The sequence below is a fragment of the uncultured Alistipes sp. genome, from assembly GCF_963931675.1.
GTDB lineage: Bacteria > Bacteroidota > Bacteroidia > Bacteroidales > Rikenellaceae > Alistipes.
Genome location: NZ_OZ007039.1, coordinates 1 through 15,316, shown reverse-complemented (window position 1 = coordinate 15,316; position 15,316 = coordinate 1). Strand labels below are relative to the sequence as shown.

General features: G+C 48.8%; 16 protein-coding genes. 8 read left to right on the top strand and 8 right to left on the bottom strand.

Going from position 1 to position 15,316, the window contains the following annotated elements; all coding sequences use genetic code 11:
* Window positions 1–153 precede the first annotated feature (153 nt).
* The 6 genes from ABGT65_RS00080 to ABGT65_RS00055 all read right to left on the bottom strand — a co-directional run bounded on the left by ABGT65_RS00080 (window position 154) and on the right by ABGT65_RS00055 (window position 4,481).
* Window positions 154–2,553, bottom strand: a complete 2,400-nt coding sequence (locus ABGT65_RS00080; protein WP_346699157.1) for a TraG family conjugative transposon ATPase — start codon at window positions 2,551–2,553, stop codon at window positions 154–156.
* Window positions 2,554–2,557: 4 nt separating this feature from the next.
* On the bottom strand, window positions 2,558–2,887 hold the full coding sequence (locus ABGT65_RS00075; protein ID WP_346699155.1) for a DUF4133 domain-containing protein: 330 nt from the start codon (window positions 2,885–2,887) through the stop codon (window positions 2,558–2,560).
* Between the two features lies 1 nt (window position 2,888).
* Complete coding sequence (locus ABGT65_RS00070; RefSeq protein ID WP_087309038.1) at window positions 2,889–3,185, bottom strand: DUF4134 domain-containing protein; 297 nt, start codon at window positions 3,183–3,185, stop codon at window positions 2,889–2,891.
* Between the two features lie 160 nt (window positions 3,186–3,345).
* Window positions 3,346–3,588: a hypothetical protein gene (locus ABGT65_RS00065; protein ID WP_346699153.1), complete on the bottom strand. Its 243-nt coding sequence runs from the start codon at window positions 3,586–3,588 to the stop codon at window positions 3,346–3,348.
* Between the two features lie 290 nt (window positions 3,589–3,878).
* Window positions 3,879–4,253 carry a DUF3408 domain-containing protein gene (locus tag ABGT65_RS00060; protein ID WP_346699152.1) on the bottom strand — a complete coding sequence of 125 codons (375 nt, stop codon included), beginning with the start codon at window positions 4,251–4,253 and terminating at the stop codon, window positions 3,879–3,881.
* 18 nt (window positions 4,254–4,271) lie between these two features.
* Window positions 4,272–4,481, bottom strand: coding sequence for a DUF3408 domain-containing protein (locus ABGT65_RS00055; RefSeq protein WP_346699150.1), 210 nt, complete (start codon window positions 4,479–4,481; stop codon window positions 4,272–4,274).
* Between the two features lie 128 nt (window positions 4,482–4,609).
* On the opposite strand from ABGT65_RS00055, the gene ABGT65_RS00050 reads away from it, so the two are divergent.
* From ABGT65_RS00050 to ABGT65_RS00015, 8 genes are all read left to right on the top strand, one after another.
* Window positions 4,610–5,890 carry a phage integrase SAM-like domain-containing protein gene (locus tag ABGT65_RS00050; RefSeq protein ID WP_346696567.1) on the top strand — a complete coding sequence of 427 codons (1,281 nt, stop codon included), beginning with the start codon at window positions 4,610–4,612 and terminating at the stop codon, window positions 5,888–5,890.
* Window positions 5,891–5,959: 69 nt separating this feature from the next.
* Window positions 5,960–7,258, top strand: a complete 1,299-nt coding sequence (locus ABGT65_RS00045; RefSeq protein ID WP_346696565.1) for a PDDEXK nuclease domain-containing protein — start codon at window positions 5,960–5,962, stop codon at window positions 7,256–7,258.
* Between the two features lie 7 nt (window positions 7,259–7,265).
* Window positions 7,266–8,285, top strand: a complete 1,020-nt coding sequence (locus ABGT65_RS00040) for a hypothetical protein (protein WP_072545214.1) — start codon at window positions 7,266–7,268, stop codon at window positions 8,283–8,285.
* A 223-nt stretch (window positions 8,286–8,508) separates the two neighbouring features.
* The gene (locus tag ABGT65_RS00035; RefSeq protein ID WP_007842330.1) at window positions 8,509–8,817 is read left to right on the top strand and encodes a DUF3853 family protein; all 309 of its coding nucleotides are present in this window, start codon (window positions 8,509–8,511) and stop codon (window positions 8,815–8,817) included.
* 14 nt (window positions 8,818–8,831) lie between these two features.
* Window positions 8,832–9,908 carry an AAA family ATPase gene (locus ABGT65_RS00030; RefSeq protein WP_122330702.1) on the top strand — a complete coding sequence of 359 codons (1,077 nt, stop codon included), beginning with the start codon at window positions 8,832–8,834 and terminating at the stop codon, window positions 9,906–9,908.
* Window positions 9,909–10,124: 216 nt separating this feature from the next.
* Window positions 10,125–11,084 (top strand): toprim domain-containing protein, encoded by a 960-nt coding sequence (locus ABGT65_RS00025; RefSeq protein WP_346694573.1) that lies wholly within the window; start codon window positions 10,125–10,127, stop codon window positions 11,082–11,084.
* A 224-nt stretch (window positions 11,085–11,308) separates the two neighbouring features.
* Window positions 11,309–12,712, top strand: a complete 1,404-nt coding sequence (locus ABGT65_RS00020; RefSeq protein WP_346694575.1) for a mobilization protein — start codon at window positions 11,309–11,311, stop codon at window positions 12,710–12,712.
* Window positions 12,713–12,870: 158 nt separating this feature from the next.
* Window positions 12,871–13,830 (top strand): hypothetical protein, encoded by a 960-nt coding sequence (locus ABGT65_RS00015; protein ID WP_302726957.1) that lies wholly within the window; start codon window positions 12,871–12,873, stop codon window positions 13,828–13,830.
* Between the two features lie 225 nt (window positions 13,831–14,055).
* Here the strand turns inward: ABGT65_RS00015 and ABGT65_RS00010 are convergent, their stop codons facing one another.
* Together ABGT65_RS00010 and ABGT65_RS00005 are read right to left on the bottom strand one after the other, a co-directional pair.
* Window positions 14,056–14,418, bottom strand: a complete 363-nt coding sequence (locus ABGT65_RS00010) for a hypothetical protein (RefSeq protein WP_346699146.1) — start codon at window positions 14,416–14,418, stop codon at window positions 14,056–14,058.
* Window positions 14,419–14,420: 2 nt separating this feature from the next.
* The gene (locus ABGT65_RS00005; RefSeq protein ID WP_346699144.1) at window positions 14,421–15,203 is read right to left on the bottom strand and encodes a ParA family protein; all 783 of its coding nucleotides are present in this window, start codon (window positions 15,201–15,203) and stop codon (window positions 14,421–14,423) included.
* Window positions 15,204–15,316 lie beyond the last annotated feature (113 nt).

The following is a 15,316-nucleotide window of genomic DNA, read 5'->3' as shown; positions in this document are numbered from 1 at the left end:
TTGCCATTCAGTCGCAGCCTGATAGTTGGCTGACTTATGGCTTTACCGACATGCTCCACTCCCTGTCCAGTTTCCCTTTCAGATAAGTCGGTTGTTAATGGGCTTATAAACTCACTCCCAGCCACTTGCCACAGTGACATTTGTCAAATCCCCTTACGGGCGCACGAGATACTCCTCGGACGAGACCTCCGTGGCATAGACCGCCGACTGCACGCCTCCGAGTCCGATCCAAACCTCCTTGTAGGTGCGGCGGGGATCGTTCGCCTGGTTGATCGAGAGGATCTGCGCCCGCTCCTTCTCCGAAAGGCCGAGCAGCGTCTGGATCTGGTCGAACTTGTTCATGTACTTGCGCTGGTCGAGGAGGATCTTGCAGTCGGCATTGTTGATGATCGACTCCTTGACAATCGGCGAGGAGATGATGTCGTCGACCTCCTGCGTGACGACGACTGCCTCGCCGAAATACTTGCGCACCGTCTTGTAGAGATAGCGGATGTAGGTCGACATGTTGGCCGAGGTGAGGGCCTTCCAGCACTCTTCGATCAGGATCATCTTGCGGATGCCCTTCAGCCGCCGCATCTTGTTGATGAAGACCTCCATGATGATGATCGTCACCACGGGAAGCAGCGTTTTATTCGAAGAGATGTTGTCCAGCTCGAAGACGATGAATCGCTTCGAGAGCAGGTCCAGTTGCCGGTCGGAGTTGAGCAGGTAGTCGTACTCGCCGCCCCGGTAGTAGGGCTCCAGCACGTTGAGCAGGTTCGCAAGGTCGAAATCCTTCTCGCGGACGTGCTTCTGCTCCAGCAGCCGACGGTAGTCCGAGGTGAGAAACTCGTAGAAGGTGTTGAACGAGGGCTGGATCGAATCGTCCGTCTTGAGCTTCGAGAGGTAGAGGTTCACGGCGTTCGACAGAGCCACCTCCTCCGCGCGTGTCGGCTCCTCGGATTCGCGCTTCCAGAGCGTCAGCAGCAGAGTCTTGATCGACTCGCGCTTCTCGATGTCGTAGACCCCGTCCTCGACGTAGAAGGGGTTGAAGGCGATGGGCTCCTGTTCAGTGTAGGTGAAGTAGATGCCGTCGCGTCCCCGCGTCGTGCGGTGAATCAGCGAGCAGAGCCCCTCGTAGGAGTTTCCTGTATCGACGAGCAGGATATGCGCCCCCTGTTCGTAATACTGGCGGACCATGTGGTTCGTGAAGAAGGACTTTCCGCTGCCCGAGGGACCCAGGATGAACTTGTTGCGGTTGGTGGTGATGCCGCGCTTCATCGGAAGATCCGAGATGTCGAGATGGAGCGGAACCCCCGTGAGCCGGTCGGCCATCTTGATGCCGAAGGGCGAGAGCGACGAGCGGTAGTTCGTCTCGCCGTTGAAGAGGCAGACCCCCTGCTCGAGGAAGGTCAGAAAGCTCTCCTCGGCGGGGAAGTCGGCCTCGTTGCCGGGGATGGCGGCCCAGAAGAGCACCGGCACGTCCACCGTATTGTGGTGGGGCGTGCAGCCCATTGTGGCGAGCTGCGACCCCACGTCGTTGCGCAGCCGTTTGAGCTCCGCCTCGCTCTCGGCCCAGACCACGACGTTGCAGTGGCACCGCACGGAGCGCAGCCCCTGCGAATGGGCTTCGTTCAGGTAGAGGTCAATCCACTCCTTGTTCAGGGTGTTGCCGCGCGAATAGTTCGCCAGCGAGTTCATGTTGCGGGCCCGGGCTTCGAGCCGCTTGAGGGTCTCGTCGTGGTTGTCCAGAAAGAGATACTGGTTGTAGATGTGCGAGCATCCGAGCAGCAGCCCCGCGGGGGCCGCGAACGAGAGCCGGCACTCCGAGCGGTCGGTCGAGAGACGCTCGTAGCGGAAGTCCGTCGCAACGCTCTGCGGCAGGAGATCCAGATCGGAGAGCGTGTGCATCGAGAGCAGCTTGTCGCCGATGCGCATCATGCCCGGATCAAGACGTATATCCTCGTTGACTATAGCCTGCCGCTCGTCCGAGAGCGCGAAGTAACGGGCCAGCAGCCCCGCATCGGAATCCGTGCCGACGATCTCCGCCTCCGTGAGGCGGTCGACCCGCAGCAGCCCCGAATCGTTCAGGATGCGCTCCATCTGGGCGACACTCTCCAGAAAACGGGTCACAGCCTCCCCGTCGCGGATCTCCTGCGGGATGATGAAGCCCCGGCACAGCACGGACGAAGCACTTGTCTGCCGCAGCCGTTCGGGGGTGCTCTTCGTGATGAAGAGGTGGCAGGTGTGGCGCAGAAAGGGTCGCTCGTTGAAGTGGCGTTCATAGGCCCGGGAGAGAAACGTGCGCTCGGCCTCGGGATCGGGTGTTTCGTAACGCTCCTCGATGAAGAGGTCCTGCTTGTGGACGATGGTGTGGTCCGGGAGGACCTTCAGTGCCTTGACCCAGGTGGTGTGCAGCGCTTCGTACTCTTCGGCCGTCAGGGTGAAGAGCTCCGGGAGCGTCACGCGGAAGGCGGCCGTCACGTCGGCGAACTTTGAGAGAATGCAGTTCCCCTCGACGGCCAGCAGCGGGAATTTCGACTCGAGGGTCGAAGTTTTTAGGGTTCCTCGCATGGCATCATCGTTTGGGTAAGGTTCGACGTTCGAGCAGGCGGCGCACACTCCGGCGGTGGATGATGCGGCGCGGATGCTGCCGCTGGGCGAGGAGCTTCATCAGACCGTGGGGCCCGAAGCGGCGGTTCAGATAGAAGGTCGCCCAGGTGAGGCCGCTGCCGCCCGTGACGGCGAAGAGGATGCAGATGCCCTGCGGAACCCCTCCGGCGTAGAGGATGACAAAGAGCAGGAAGATGCCCAGCAGCCCGGCAACAAAGAGAATCAGATAGTGCGAGGTCAGCCCCTGGAATTCGACCTGTCGGTCGACGCCCTTGTGGATGGTGTACTGTGCCATATCAGAGGAAGAAGGAGCGTAAGACGGTGCCGACGATAACCAGAAAGACGCATGAGAGGAAGAGTGCCGTGGCGGACTTCGAGGCGTCGGGATCGCCGCTGTTGAACTTCGAGTAGACGCGGACGCCGCCCACCAGTCCAAGCACGGCAGCCACGGCGAAGATCAGTTTGGTGAGCGGATCGAAATAGGAGGTGACCATGTTGGTCGCCTCGCTGATTCCGGCCATGCCGTTGCCCTGTGCGAAGGAGGCAAGCGATGCGGGGAGCATCAGAATCAAGAAGATTGCGCTTTTTTTCATCGGTTTTGCAGTTTGGTAATGGGTGTGAAAAAGGCCGCAGCCCGCCTTTTGAGGCAGTCTGCGACCGGGACGGAAGCAAACCGTTGCTTCCTGCAGCAAATCATTCGGGCGTCAGCCGTAATCCCGATTCCAGTTCATCGTGCATTCGTTTTTTTGAGGGTCAGACATAGTTTCGCAGGTCAAAATTCTCAATCTCGCGGCGCTCCTCCTCCGTAACATCCGGCGCAAGGACACGCTCGCCCGCTTCGGCGCTCCGGAGCAGCGCCTGGACCTCCGGATCGTGCAGCTCGCCGTTGTCCTGCAGGGACGGAAGCCGCAAGGGCGGCCGGGGCTCCCGCGGCTCTACGGTCTCGCCGTTCTCGCGGATCGGACCCTGGAGGACCAGCTCGCCCCAGCCCTGCATCGAGGCCGGCTTTTCGGCCGGGGGCGGAACAAATGTAGCAGCATCTTCGGGTTTTGATTCCGCAGGTGACGGAATGGCCTTCCGAGGCCGCAGATGGCCGGTAACCGCGTAATGTTTCGGGATTATCAGTGAGGGCGGTTCTCCCCGGCGGGGCTCGGCGGCCTGCTCCGAATCGACCTTGCTGTCCGGCCCGTCAGCCCGGGATTCTGCGGACTTTCTCCACCGCTGCGGAAGCCACCGCCAATGCCATCGTGCAATTCTCTTGAGAAGGGAACTCGGGAAGTCCATTTTCAAAACAGATCTTTCTTGCCGCGTTCCTCGTAGATGCGGTTGATCTCCTCCTTGTACTGGGCAAGGTGTTGCCGCAGGATGTGTTCCGCATAGGAGGTGACGGTCATTCGTTCGCCACCGACCTTCCGGACAATCTCCAGAATCTTCTGCTTGGTGGCTCCACTGACGTAAATGGCGCTCCGTGCCCGAATGGTGAGCGGCGTCATGAAAATCCGCTCAAACTCGGTTGCGGCCTTTGGCTGGTCGGAGTCTTCCTGATTGGAATCGGGAATCCGGGCTTTTCGCTTCGTTCGCCAGAAATACCCCATTTGGATAGCAAGAGCAATTCCGAGGAAAATGATCGCAAGTACAAGATAAGATGGGTTGTAAAACATAACTGTAAAATTTTTAGGTTAAACAATGGTTTCCTTATTGCGGGTTTTGTAGATCCGGTTGATTTCGTCCCGGAAGGTGGTGATATGGTGGCGCAGGATGTTGTCCACGAAAGAGGTGGCCGTAAGACGTTCGTTGCCGATCTTTTTGACAATCTCCAGAATCTTGAGTTTGGTGGCACGACTCACATAGAGGGAGGCTCTCGAACCTACATGTTCAAGAAATATCATAAAATTGCAAACTATTGATAATCACTCACTATTTGGAGTGTGTAGTAAATCTAAATCTTTCTGAATATCTTTTGCCATTCCAAATATTGGGTGTATATTTGGGTGTAGAATTTCAAACGCACCCAATTATGAATATCAAACGAAACATCATTTTTGCATTGGAAAGCCGGAAAAAGAACGGTGTGCCAATCGTGGAGAATGTTCCCATCCGTATGCGCGTCATATACGCAAGCCAGCGTATTGAATTTACAACGGGTTACCGCATTGATGTAGCCAAGTGGGATGCTGACAAGCAGCGAGTAAAGAACGGATGTACCAACAAATTAAAGCAAAGTGCATCCGAAATCAATGCCGATCTCCTGAAATACTATACCGAAATTCAAAACGTATTCAAAGAATTTGAGGTACAGGAAACTATGCCCACTACTCAACAATTAAAGGACGCATTCAACCTGCGGATGAAAGATACAAGTGAAGACCAGGAAGACGTAAAGATAAGTTTTTGGGAGGTATTCGATGAGTTCGTTAAGGAATGTGGCAATCAGAATAACTGGACTGAATCCACATACGAAAAATTTGCAGCCGTAAAAAATCACCTGAAAGAGTTCAAAGAAAATGTGACTTTTGAGTATTTCGATGAGTTCGGACTAAACGAGTATGTAAACTTCCTGCGTGACAAAAAAGACATGAGAAACAGTACCATCGGCAAACAGATAGGATTTCTCAAATGGTTCCTGCGATGGAGCTTCAAAAAGGGATATAATCAAAACATTGCATACGATACATTTAAACCGAAATTGAAGACCACCTCAAAGAAAGTAATCTTTCTGACATGGGACGAATTGAATAGACTGAAAGACTATCAGATACCCAAAGACAAACAATATCTGGAACGTGTCCGGGATGTTTTTCTGTTCTGTTGCTTTACCAGTCTGCGTTATTCAGATGTTCGTAACCTAAAACGAAGTGATGTCAAGTCCGACCACATAGAAGTTACCACCGTTAAAACGGCAGACAGTCTGAGTATTGAACTGAACAAGTACAGTAAAGCCATACTTGAAAAATACAAGGACATCCATTTTGAAAACCACATGGCACTGCCCGTTATCAGTAATCAGAAAATGAACGATTACCTGAAGGAACTGGGTGAACTTGCAGAGATCAACGAACCTATACGAGAAACCTACTATAAAGGGAATGAACGTATAGATGAAGTTACACCGAAATATGCATTGCTTAGCACACACGCAGGAAGAAGGACATTCATCTGTAATGCACTGGCTCTCGGTATTCCGGCACAGGTCGTAATGAAATGGACAGGACACAGCGATTATAAAGCCATGAAACCTTACATTGACATCGCAGATGACATTAAGGCAAATGCAATGAATAAATTCAACCAACTATAAAAACAATCAGCAAGTTTCACGGTATGCCTGTTATTGGGCTTATCTTTGTAACTTTCAATACATACAACAATGAGCAACAACGATAACAACAATATAGAAAAAAGAAGTTTCGAGGCTTTCGTCAATGCCATCGGCTCGGAAATAGAGCAGGCGCAAGTCCGGCTCATCAGTGCCGCCAATGCGCAGATGCTGTTCCATTACTGGAAGATGGGTAATTACATTTTATACCACCAGAAACTGCAAGGTTGGGGCGGCAAGGTCATCAAGAGACTGGCGCAGGCGATACGGTTCAATTATCCCGAAAAGAAAGGGTATTCGGTCAGGAACTTGGCTTATATGTGCCAGTTCGCACGCTCCTATCCATTGGGCGCATTACGGAGTTTCATAGAAACCGATGTGAAATTACTTGCTCCAAGTGTGCAGAAAATCACGGATGAACTTCAAAGCCTGAACAATGTGTCATTTACGCAAGAGCCTCTTGCGCAAATTCAATCCTCAGACAACAAGGAAGTTGCAATTGTGCAAGAACCTCTTGCACAAATTCAGGATGTAGCCCAAACAGTCGCTGCCGCTTACCAAATAGCGATTGAGGACATAGAAAAACTGTTCCTGGCATCACCTGTTGCAAAAATCAATTGGGCAAGCCATGTGATTCTGCTGAACAGTTCCCTTCCGTTGGGTGTCGATTACTGGTATATGAAGCAATCCGTGGAAATGGGCTGGAGCAGCAATACTCTTAAAATGCAGATTGAAAGCAAATTGTTTGAACGGCAAGTCAACAGCCACAAGGTCAATAATTTTACCGCCACGCTTCCTGCGCCCCAAAGCGACCTTGCCAACTACCTGTTGAAAGACCCGTATATCTTTGACTTGGCGGGAGCCAAAGAACGTGCGGACGAAAGGGACATAGAGGAACAACTGGTGAAGCACGTTACCCGTTATCTTTTGGAAATGGGCAACGGATTCGCCTTTGTCGCAAGGCAGAAGCATTTCCAGATTGGCGACAGCGATTTCTATGCCGACCTGATTCTGTACAATATCAAGCTCCATGCATACGTGGTTGTGGAACTGAAAGCCACCCCGTTCAAACCGGAATACGCCGGACAGTTGAATTTCTACATCAATGTGGTGGACGACAAACTGAGGGGAGAAAATGACAACAAGACCATCGGGCTGCTGCTGTGCAAGGGCAAGGATGAGATTGTTGCGCAGTATGCACTGACAGGCTATGACCAGCCTATCGGCATCAGTGACTACCAACTCAGCAAGGCCGTACCAGAGAACCTGAAATCGGCATTGCCGAGCATAGAACAGGTGGAAGAAGAACTGACGATGCTTCTTGACAATGAAAAGAACAAACAAAAGTAAGACACCTATGGCAGACAAGATACAGACGATAATCCCCCGGTACGGAGAACTCAACAGAATATACAGGGACTATATAGACAATCACGTTTTCTCTTTTGACAGGCAGAAATTCATTTCGGATTTCTATCGGCAGTATAGTGACACAAAGTCTTTTGAAGCCGCTATCCTTGAACTGGTGCTTGACAGGCAAAAAGAACAATACACCTTGATACTCAGCAGCCTGAGAACCGAAATAGAAAAGAGCATACAGTCTTATGAAACGCACCCCATAAGTGACAGTGTGATAGAACGTGTTTGCTATCAGCACATGGAAAGGTATTCCCCTGAAATTAAAGCCCAACTGGATGTTACAAGAAGTCTGAGCAAGCCGCTGAATGAAGCCAACAACAAGTATGATTCCATTGGCTATAGGGAACATACCGCCGAAGAGGAAAAGCAGGCGGAGAAAGAATATGAACGCTGCAAGGCTGAATATGACAAGGAAAGAGCCATACTGAACGAACTCTATGACCAGCAAAAGGCTGCAAGGAAAGAGGCGTTCCAATATATGAAGAACCGTTGTACGGACATATACCGCCAAAGCCGCCTTTTTCTGGACATATTGAAAAAATACATTCCTGACGGGAAACGACAGGACGAGCCGGGCAACCCCATCAGCCAGCAGGAAACGACGGACGGACAACAAGAATATTTCAGCATGAAATTGCTTTCGCTCATTCATGAGGTATGTGTTGGAGAACAGTTCGAGGAAATTTCCGCACTGGATTTCTATGCCAATATGAACCTGCAACCCTGCAACTGCAAGTTGAGAATCAAACCGAGAGAGAAAATCCGTGTATGCTATCTGATATTCCTGATGGGCGAGAAACTCTCCAAGCAGGACAAGGACAAATGGAAGGCCGGAATACTGGAATTGCTGGATATTGACGACAGCTACTACAAATCCAAATACAAGGAGCCGGTTTCTGATTTTCCAAGTGACAGCAACCAGAAATTCGCCAAGGAAATGGAACATATATTCAGATAATCCGTGATATATCCTGATACTTTACGAAAGTTCCACTTTTACCACTCAAAATAATTTTTGAGTGGTATTTTTATTTTCTGACATTCAATAAGATACAATGATATTCGGTTTATATCATCCCCATCCTTACCACTCATAACCCTACCTAATTTTGCATCGTTCGAGAACAGAAATAGCAGCCAGTGCGCAGGGCTGATTGTTTAACGACTAAATAGATTGGACGATGACAAATATCCAAGAATTATTATCAAAACCCGTCTGGCAGATGACAGGAGAAGAATTCATATTCCTGAGTAAGCACGCTTCAGGTCAGGCCGAAGCATTGCCGCAACCCGTTACAGACACGGAAAAGAAGTATGTGTACGGAATACTCGGTATAGCCAAACTGTTCGGGTGCAGTCTGCCCACTGCCAACCGCATAAAGAAAAGCGGTAAGATAGACAAGGCTATTACCCAGATAGGGCGCAAGATTATCGTAGATGCAGAATTGGCTCTTGAACTTGCCGGGAAGAAAACAGGAGGACGGAAATAATGGGAGGTATGCTTATGGACTATATGAAAGAAATAAAGGAGATTTCGGCAGAACAGGCAATAATCCTTTGGCAAGCTTCACGCCTGAGCCTGTCGAAAATCTACGAGAAAGCACCTGAGATTCTAAAAGTGCAAGGTTCGGTCATTGGTACACTGGGCAATTTCAGTGCATCCATCGGCAAAGCCAAGAGTAAAAAGACTTTCAATGTATCGGCTATCGTAGCCGCCGCATTGAAAAACGGTACGGTACTGCGGTATGTTGCGGAACTACCGGAAGAAAAAAGAAAGATTCTTTATGTGGACACGGAACAAAGCCCTTATCACTGTCTGAAAGTTATGAAACGTATTTTACGACTGGCTGGTCTTTCTGATGACAGGGACTATGAACATTTGGAGTTTCTCGCTTTGAGGAAATACACACCCGAACAGCGTATCAGGATTGTCGAACAGGCTATCTATAATACACCGGACATAGGGCTTGTAGTCATAGACGGCATCCGTGATATGGTATATGACATCAACAGTCCGGGAGAATCGACACGCATCATATCCAAGCTGATGCAGTGGACGGATGACAGGCAGATACATATCCATACGATACTCCACCAGAACAAAGGCGATGAAAACGCAAGAGGTCATATCGGTACGGAGCTGAACAACAAGGCGGAAACCGTGCTTCTTGTGGAAAAGGATAAGGGCAACGGAGACATAAGCAATGTTTCAGCCATGCACATCCGTGCAATGGATTTTGAGCCTTTCGCATTCCGTATCAACGACAATGCATTGCCTGAACTCATAGAGGGGTACAGACCAGAAGCGAAGAAACCCGGAAGACCGGAAGAGGAAAAGTTCGACCCTTACAGGCATATTACCGAACAGCAGCACCGTATAGCATTGGAAGCGGCTTTCGGGCTGAAAGAGGAATACGGCTACAAGGATCTGGAAACCGCCTTAGTCAAGGCATATATGTCGGTAGGTGTAAAACTGAACCATCAAAAGGCGGTATCACTTATTACCATGCTCCGGAACAAACGGATGATAGTACAGGAGAACGGCAGGAAATACACGTTCAAGCCGGACTTTCACTATTAGACCGTCTAACCTGTAACCACTTCACTTTATTCGGCTGGTCTATATATTAAGGATAAAGCGAAGCGATTGCAGAAAATGTAAAACCGCTTCACTTTATTACCGTATCCTATATATACGAAAATAAAGTGAAGTGATTATACAGACCGTACTTCATAAAAAGGTACGGGCGAAAAGAGAAATAAATATTCCAACCATTATTCAAATACTCATCTTATTATGGATATACAGACAGCAAAACAAATCAGGATAGCGGATTTTCTGTACAGCTTGGGACATTCTCCCGTCAAACAGCAAGGTATCAACTTGTGGTATAAATCCCCGTTACGGGAAGAGACAAAACCCTCGTTCAAAGTAAATACCGAACGCAACCAATGGTATGATTTTGCAATCGGTAAAGGTGGAAATATCATCGCACTGGCAGAGGAACTCTACTGTTCCGATTATGTGCCTTATCTTCTACAGAAAATTGAGGAGCAGACACCACACATACGTCCCATATCTTTCTCTTTTGGCAAGCAATCATTTTCCGAACCGAGTTTTCAGCAATTGGACATTGTACAGCTGGCTTCTCCTGCCCTGCTTGCCTACCTACAGGAAAGAGGGATAAACACGGCACTGGCGAAAAGAGAATGTAAGGAAGCCCGTTTCACCCACAACGGCAAACGGTATTTCGCCATTGCCTTTCCGAACATATCGGGCGGATATGAAATTCGCAACCGATATTTCAAGGGATGTATCGCACCGAAAGAAATATCCCATATCAGACAGTCAGGAAAGCCAAGGAGTAGATGTTACGTTTTTGAGGGATTTATGGATTACCTTTCCTTTCTTTCCTTAAAGCTGGAAAGCTGTCCGCAATCACCCGACTTCGACAGACAGGATTACATGGTTCTTAATTCCGTAGCCAATGTTCCCAAGGCACTCTATACGTTGGGAAGCTATGAGCGCATCCACTGTTTCTTTGACAATGACCGTGCAGGAATGGAAGCAGTACAGCAAATCCGAAAGGAGTATGATGCTACTCGGTATATACGTGACGCCTCGCAAATCTACAGTGGATGTAAAGATCTGAACGAATATTTACAGAAACGAATAGCCGATAGGAAAGAGCAATCGCAATCTGTCAAAAAGAGGAATGATACGCTATCCAAGAAACCGAAAGGCTTCCGGTTATAGCCCACTATAACTACACGCTTCGCTTACGTAGTTGTGGGCTCTCCCGAGGGGATTAGGGCTTTGCCCTAATGACCCACTCAGGGCGTTTCTCCCCTGAGAACCCCGAGCAAAGAGTGACCCTCTCTTTGCAATCTCCGCTTATGGGTTACACCCCTAAGAACCCTGTGCGGCAATGAGCAGACAACAGAATATTTTATCAACAATCCGAATCAAAATTTAAGAATATGGCAACAAAGTCAAGCATACATATCAAGCCCTGCAGAGTTACATCAAGCGGGGCTCATAACCGGAGAACTGCCGAGTATATGCGCAATATCGGCAAATCTCAAATCTACATCGTGCCCGAACTTACTGCCGATAACGAGCAGTGGATAAACCCGAACTTTGGCAGTCCTGATCTGCAGGTGCACTATGAAAACATCAAACGGATGGTCAAAGAAAAGACCGGACGAGCGATGCAAGAAAAGGAGCGTGAACGCAAGGGAAAGAATGGGAAGATTATAAAAGTAGCTGGATGCTCACCAATCCGTGAGGGAGTATTGCTCATCAGAGCGGATACGACATTGGCAGACGTGTGTAAATTCGGTAAAGAGTGTCAAAGACGTTGGGGTATCACACCGCTGCAAATCTTCCTGCACAAGGACGAAGGGCATTGGCTGAACGGACAGCCTGACCCGGAGGACAGGGAGAGTTTCCAAGTAGGCGAAAGGTGGTTCAAACCGAATTACCATGCCCATATCGTATTCGACTGGATGAACCACGATACAGGCAAGAGCCGTAAACTCAATGATGAGGATATGACTGAGATGCAGAGTTTGGCATCCAACATTCTGCTGATGGAGCGTGGACAGTCAAAGGCTGTAACAGGCAAGGAACATCTGGAACGGAACGATTTTATCATTGAGAAGCAGAAAGCCGAACTGCAACGCATGGATGCTGCAAAGCGGCACAAAGAAGAACAGATAAATCTTGCCGAACAGGAACTCCGTCAAGTGAAATCGGAGATACGCACGGACAAGCTCAAAGGTGCAGCCACCGATGCCGCTACGGTCATAGTAAGCGGAGTGGGTTCTCTTTTCGGCAGCGGGAAAATGAAGAAACTGGAACAGTCCAATGAAGAACTGCATCGGGAAATTGCCAAGAGGGACAAAGGAATTGATGACTTGAAAGTTCAAATGCAACTCATGCAAGAGCAGCATGGCAAGCAGATACGCAATCTTCAAGGAATACATAATCGGGAGCTTGAAGCCAGAGACAAGGAAATATCACGGCTGAATATCCTGCTTGAAAAGGCTTTCAAGTGGTTTCCGATGCTTAAAGAGATGCTGAGAATGGAAAAATTGTGCGCTGCCATCGGATTTACTAAAGATATGATTGACAGACTTTTGACAAAGAAAGAAGCCATACAATGTAGTGGCAAAATTTATTCTGATGAACACAGGCGGAGGTTTGACATCAAAAACAATATTTTCAGAGTTGAGAAAAGTTCAATTGATGATAATAAATTGGTGCTGACAATAAACAGGCAGCCAATAAGCGAATGGTTCAAGGAACAATGGGAAAAGTTAAGACGAGGTTTGCGACAATCCGATGAAGAGGCAAGAAAAAGCAGAGGATTGAAGTTTTAATAGTTGCTTATATTGTATCATATGAAAAAGTAGTATTTTTGTTGCCGTATTTGTTTGAGGTTATGAATAACAATATTTTGTAATATATAATGTAACAAATTACTATATTCACTAAACTTATAGTTACTTATTTTTAATGAACATATATAAATAATACAATGAAGAAAAAGACAAAACGTAATTTGATTATCGCAGCGATAGTGATAGTCTTGATTGCTGCCGGAGCCGCTTGGTTTATTTATCCTTTCATCCGTTATAGTTCGCATACGCTTGCATACCGTTCAGCCCTGCCGGGAAACGCGTGCTATCAATATCCGATTCAGTACAGCAAAGAGGGTTGGTTTCTGATTGATTGTACCCTCAACGGCACGCACAAAGTTCCGCTCCGTATCGACACGCAAGCGACAAGCCTTATGCGCGAAGATTCCATCCAAGCCTACGGTGGCGAATACTGGGGGAATCTGCCGATTAAAAGCACCAATGCGTATCAAGAGAAAAATTCTCCGGAATTGTACACATTCACTTCTATTGCTTTTGGTGAGGCAAGCATCCAAGAACCGATGTTCAACGGCATTCGCAAAGATAACGTGATATATGATGTGATAGATGAAGGCGTGTTCGGAACGGAAATGTTGGCTATTGGCACGTGGAAATTCGACACGGAAGCGGGCACGATGACGCTTTTCCATTCCAATAACAAAGATCTGCTGGCGAAGGAGACCGCAGGAATGACCTATCTCCCTCAAGGATTGCGCGAGGATTCCATTCCGGTTTATATGAATGGATTGAATGAAGAAGTACGCTTTACGCTCGATTTGGGTTATACAGGAGTATTGGAGATAAACAACGCACTTGCAGACCGGCTGAAAACGCACTTTCCTTACGAAGAAAAAATCAAACAGCACGGAGGGAAATTGACCGATACGCTCACCGTTTTCAAGATTCCCGTTACGGTTGCCGGAACACGGGTTGATTCTTGTGAGGTAGTTAATAGCCGCGTGGTGAATGCCAACTATATTGGAGCTAAATTTATGCACCAATGCAATTTTGTATTACATTATTCTCTTGATGAGCATGGCAAGCCAAACAAAGACCTCTACCTGAAAGTAAGAAAATAAGCAAGATTAATATTAGTAGATAAGGTAATCGCTGTAGATAGAGGGGTTATCGATTCATGCATCATGTCCGTATTAAGCGGCAAATTAGAAACATATATCTGACAAGCAGAGAGCCTTACTTTGGAGATAGAGCGTAATAGAAAGGAAAATTTTAGCATCATCAGAGAAACATTTTTCAAAACAACAATACCTTAAGGTAGAATTGCATTGCAAAAGCACTCTGCTTCAATTTTTGGGTGTAAAAAAGGGTGTAAATCTTGTAATTACTTGATTTACACCCTTTGTTGCGGAGAGGGAGGCTCTGAGGTCGTAGTTCACGGGTTGCAGGAATGTCTGCTCGTAGTCGGGAAGGGGCATGGTGCGCCGACGGCGATTCTCAGCTGCGAAACTCTGCGGCAATTCATCCGCGGCTGGAGCATCTGCCGTCGCTGTCTCCGGTTCGGGAACCGGCTCCGCAGGGTCGGGAAGCTCCGGGGGCTCTTTTGTAGAGGCATCTTCCTGGGTACTCTTTTCGCGGGGAGAGGCCTCGCCTGCAATCATCTTTCGGATCAGACCCTCGTCGATCTCCATTTTCTGTCGCTTGGCCATATCTACAGGGATTGAAGCAGGGTGAGTATTTCATGGGCCAGATCTCCAATCCGGGAATCGGCGGTAAATGCCTTTTCCGGGGCCAGCAGGGTCGAGCGTCCTACGCCCGTGCTGTCGGGCAACAGTTCTTTGTTGAATTTTGATCGGTATGGAAGACGGGTCTCCATCAGTGGCAGTCCAAGTTGGCGGATAATGTCATCATACAAGTCGTAGAGCGACGTCTTTTCACGACGGTCGACCATCGTCCAGAAAAGGAAGATGCGCTTGAGCCGGATTGCCGGATCTTCGACAAGTTGCCGCGAGAGGATACGGGCAAAGGAGAGTGCGCTCTCCATGACAATCTTGTCGGCCTTCATCGGAAGGAACAGGCAGTCCATCTTCGAGAATGTCTCAATGACACCTTCGGTGTTGACCGTCCCGGGCAGATCGTAGAGTGCGATCTGCGGCGCATATTCCTTCTCCGATTTGAAACGCTCAGCCTCATCGACTGCTTTGTCCGGGGTGGTACGGACAACAGGCCAGAGCTTTTGTCCCGAGACTTTGAACTGCCGCGTCATCAGCAGCTTGTAATAATCATTCGAATCGAGGATCTCCAACTCGCGGGTGCGTTGCGTGTAGATCGACCATTGGGGATAGTCGCAGTCGACGACCAGCACCTTGCGTTTGCAGATGTAGTGCAGATAGCTGGCAAGAAGCGTCGTAAGAGCCGACTTGCCGACACCTCCCTTCTGATTGCAGATGGAGATGTTCCAGGAACCGGATGTTTGTTGATTGGAAGTTTTCATCGTTTGAAGATTTGAGTGGTTGATGATTTGTCGTGTTGGATTTTCATCTCTATATCCATGAATGTGCATGAATCTCCTTTTGAATGGATATTTCCAGAATTCCGGAAATCTGT

Bases quoted from the DNA above. Each gene is read 5' to 3' on its own strand.
- ABGT65_RS00080 (WP_346699157.1), bottom strand. From the start codon at position 2,553: ATGCGAGGAACCCTAAAAACTTCGACCCTCGAGTCGAAATTCCCGCTG.
- ABGT65_RS00075 (WP_346699155.1), bottom strand. From the start codon at position 2,887: ATGGCACAGTACACCATCCACAAGGGCGTCGACCGACAGGTCGAATTC.
- ABGT65_RS00070 (WP_087309038.1), bottom strand. From the start codon at position 3,185: ATGAAAAAAAGCGCAATCTTCTTGATTCTGATGCTCCCCGCATCGCTT.
- ABGT65_RS00065 (WP_346699153.1), bottom strand. From the start codon at position 3,588: ATGCAGGGCTGGGGCGAGCTGGTCCTCCAGGGTCCGATCCGCGAGAAC.
- ABGT65_RS00060 (WP_346699152.1), bottom strand. From the start codon at position 4,253: ATGTTTTACAACCCATCTTATCTTGTACTTGCGATCATTTTCCTCGGA.
- ABGT65_RS00055 (WP_346699150.1), bottom strand. From the start codon at position 4,481: ATGATATTTCTTGAACATGTAGGTTCGAGAGCCTCCCTCTATGTGAGT.
- ABGT65_RS00050 (WP_346696567.1), top strand. From the start codon at position 4,610: ATGAATATCAAACGAAACATCATTTTTGCATTGGAAAGCCGGAAAAAG.
- ABGT65_RS00045 (WP_346696565.1), top strand. From the start codon at position 5,960: ATGAGCAACAACGATAACAACAATATAGAAAAAAGAAGTTTCGAGGCT.
- ABGT65_RS00040 (WP_072545214.1), top strand. From the start codon at position 7,266: ATGGCAGACAAGATACAGACGATAATCCCCCGGTACGGAGAACTCAAC.
- ABGT65_RS00035 (WP_007842330.1), top strand. From the start codon at position 8,509: ATGACAAATATCCAAGAATTATTATCAAAACCCGTCTGGCAGATGACA.
- ABGT65_RS00030 (WP_122330702.1), top strand. From the start codon at position 8,832: ATGGACTATATGAAAGAAATAAAGGAGATTTCGGCAGAACAGGCAATA.
- ABGT65_RS00025 (WP_346694573.1), top strand. From the start codon at position 10,125: ATGGATATACAGACAGCAAAACAAATCAGGATAGCGGATTTTCTGTAC.
- ABGT65_RS00020 (WP_346694575.1), top strand. From the start codon at position 11,309: ATGGCAACAAAGTCAAGCATACATATCAAGCCCTGCAGAGTTACATCA.
- ABGT65_RS00015 (WP_302726957.1), top strand. From the start codon at position 12,871: ATGAAGAAAAAGACAAAACGTAATTTGATTATCGCAGCGATAGTGATA.
- ABGT65_RS00010 (WP_346699146.1), bottom strand. From the start codon at position 14,418: ATGGCCAAGCGACAGAAAATGGAGATCGACGAGGGTCTGATCCGAAAG.
- ABGT65_RS00005 (WP_346699144.1), bottom strand. From the start codon at position 15,203: ATGAAAACTTCCAATCAACAAACATCCGGTTCCTGGAACATCTCCATC.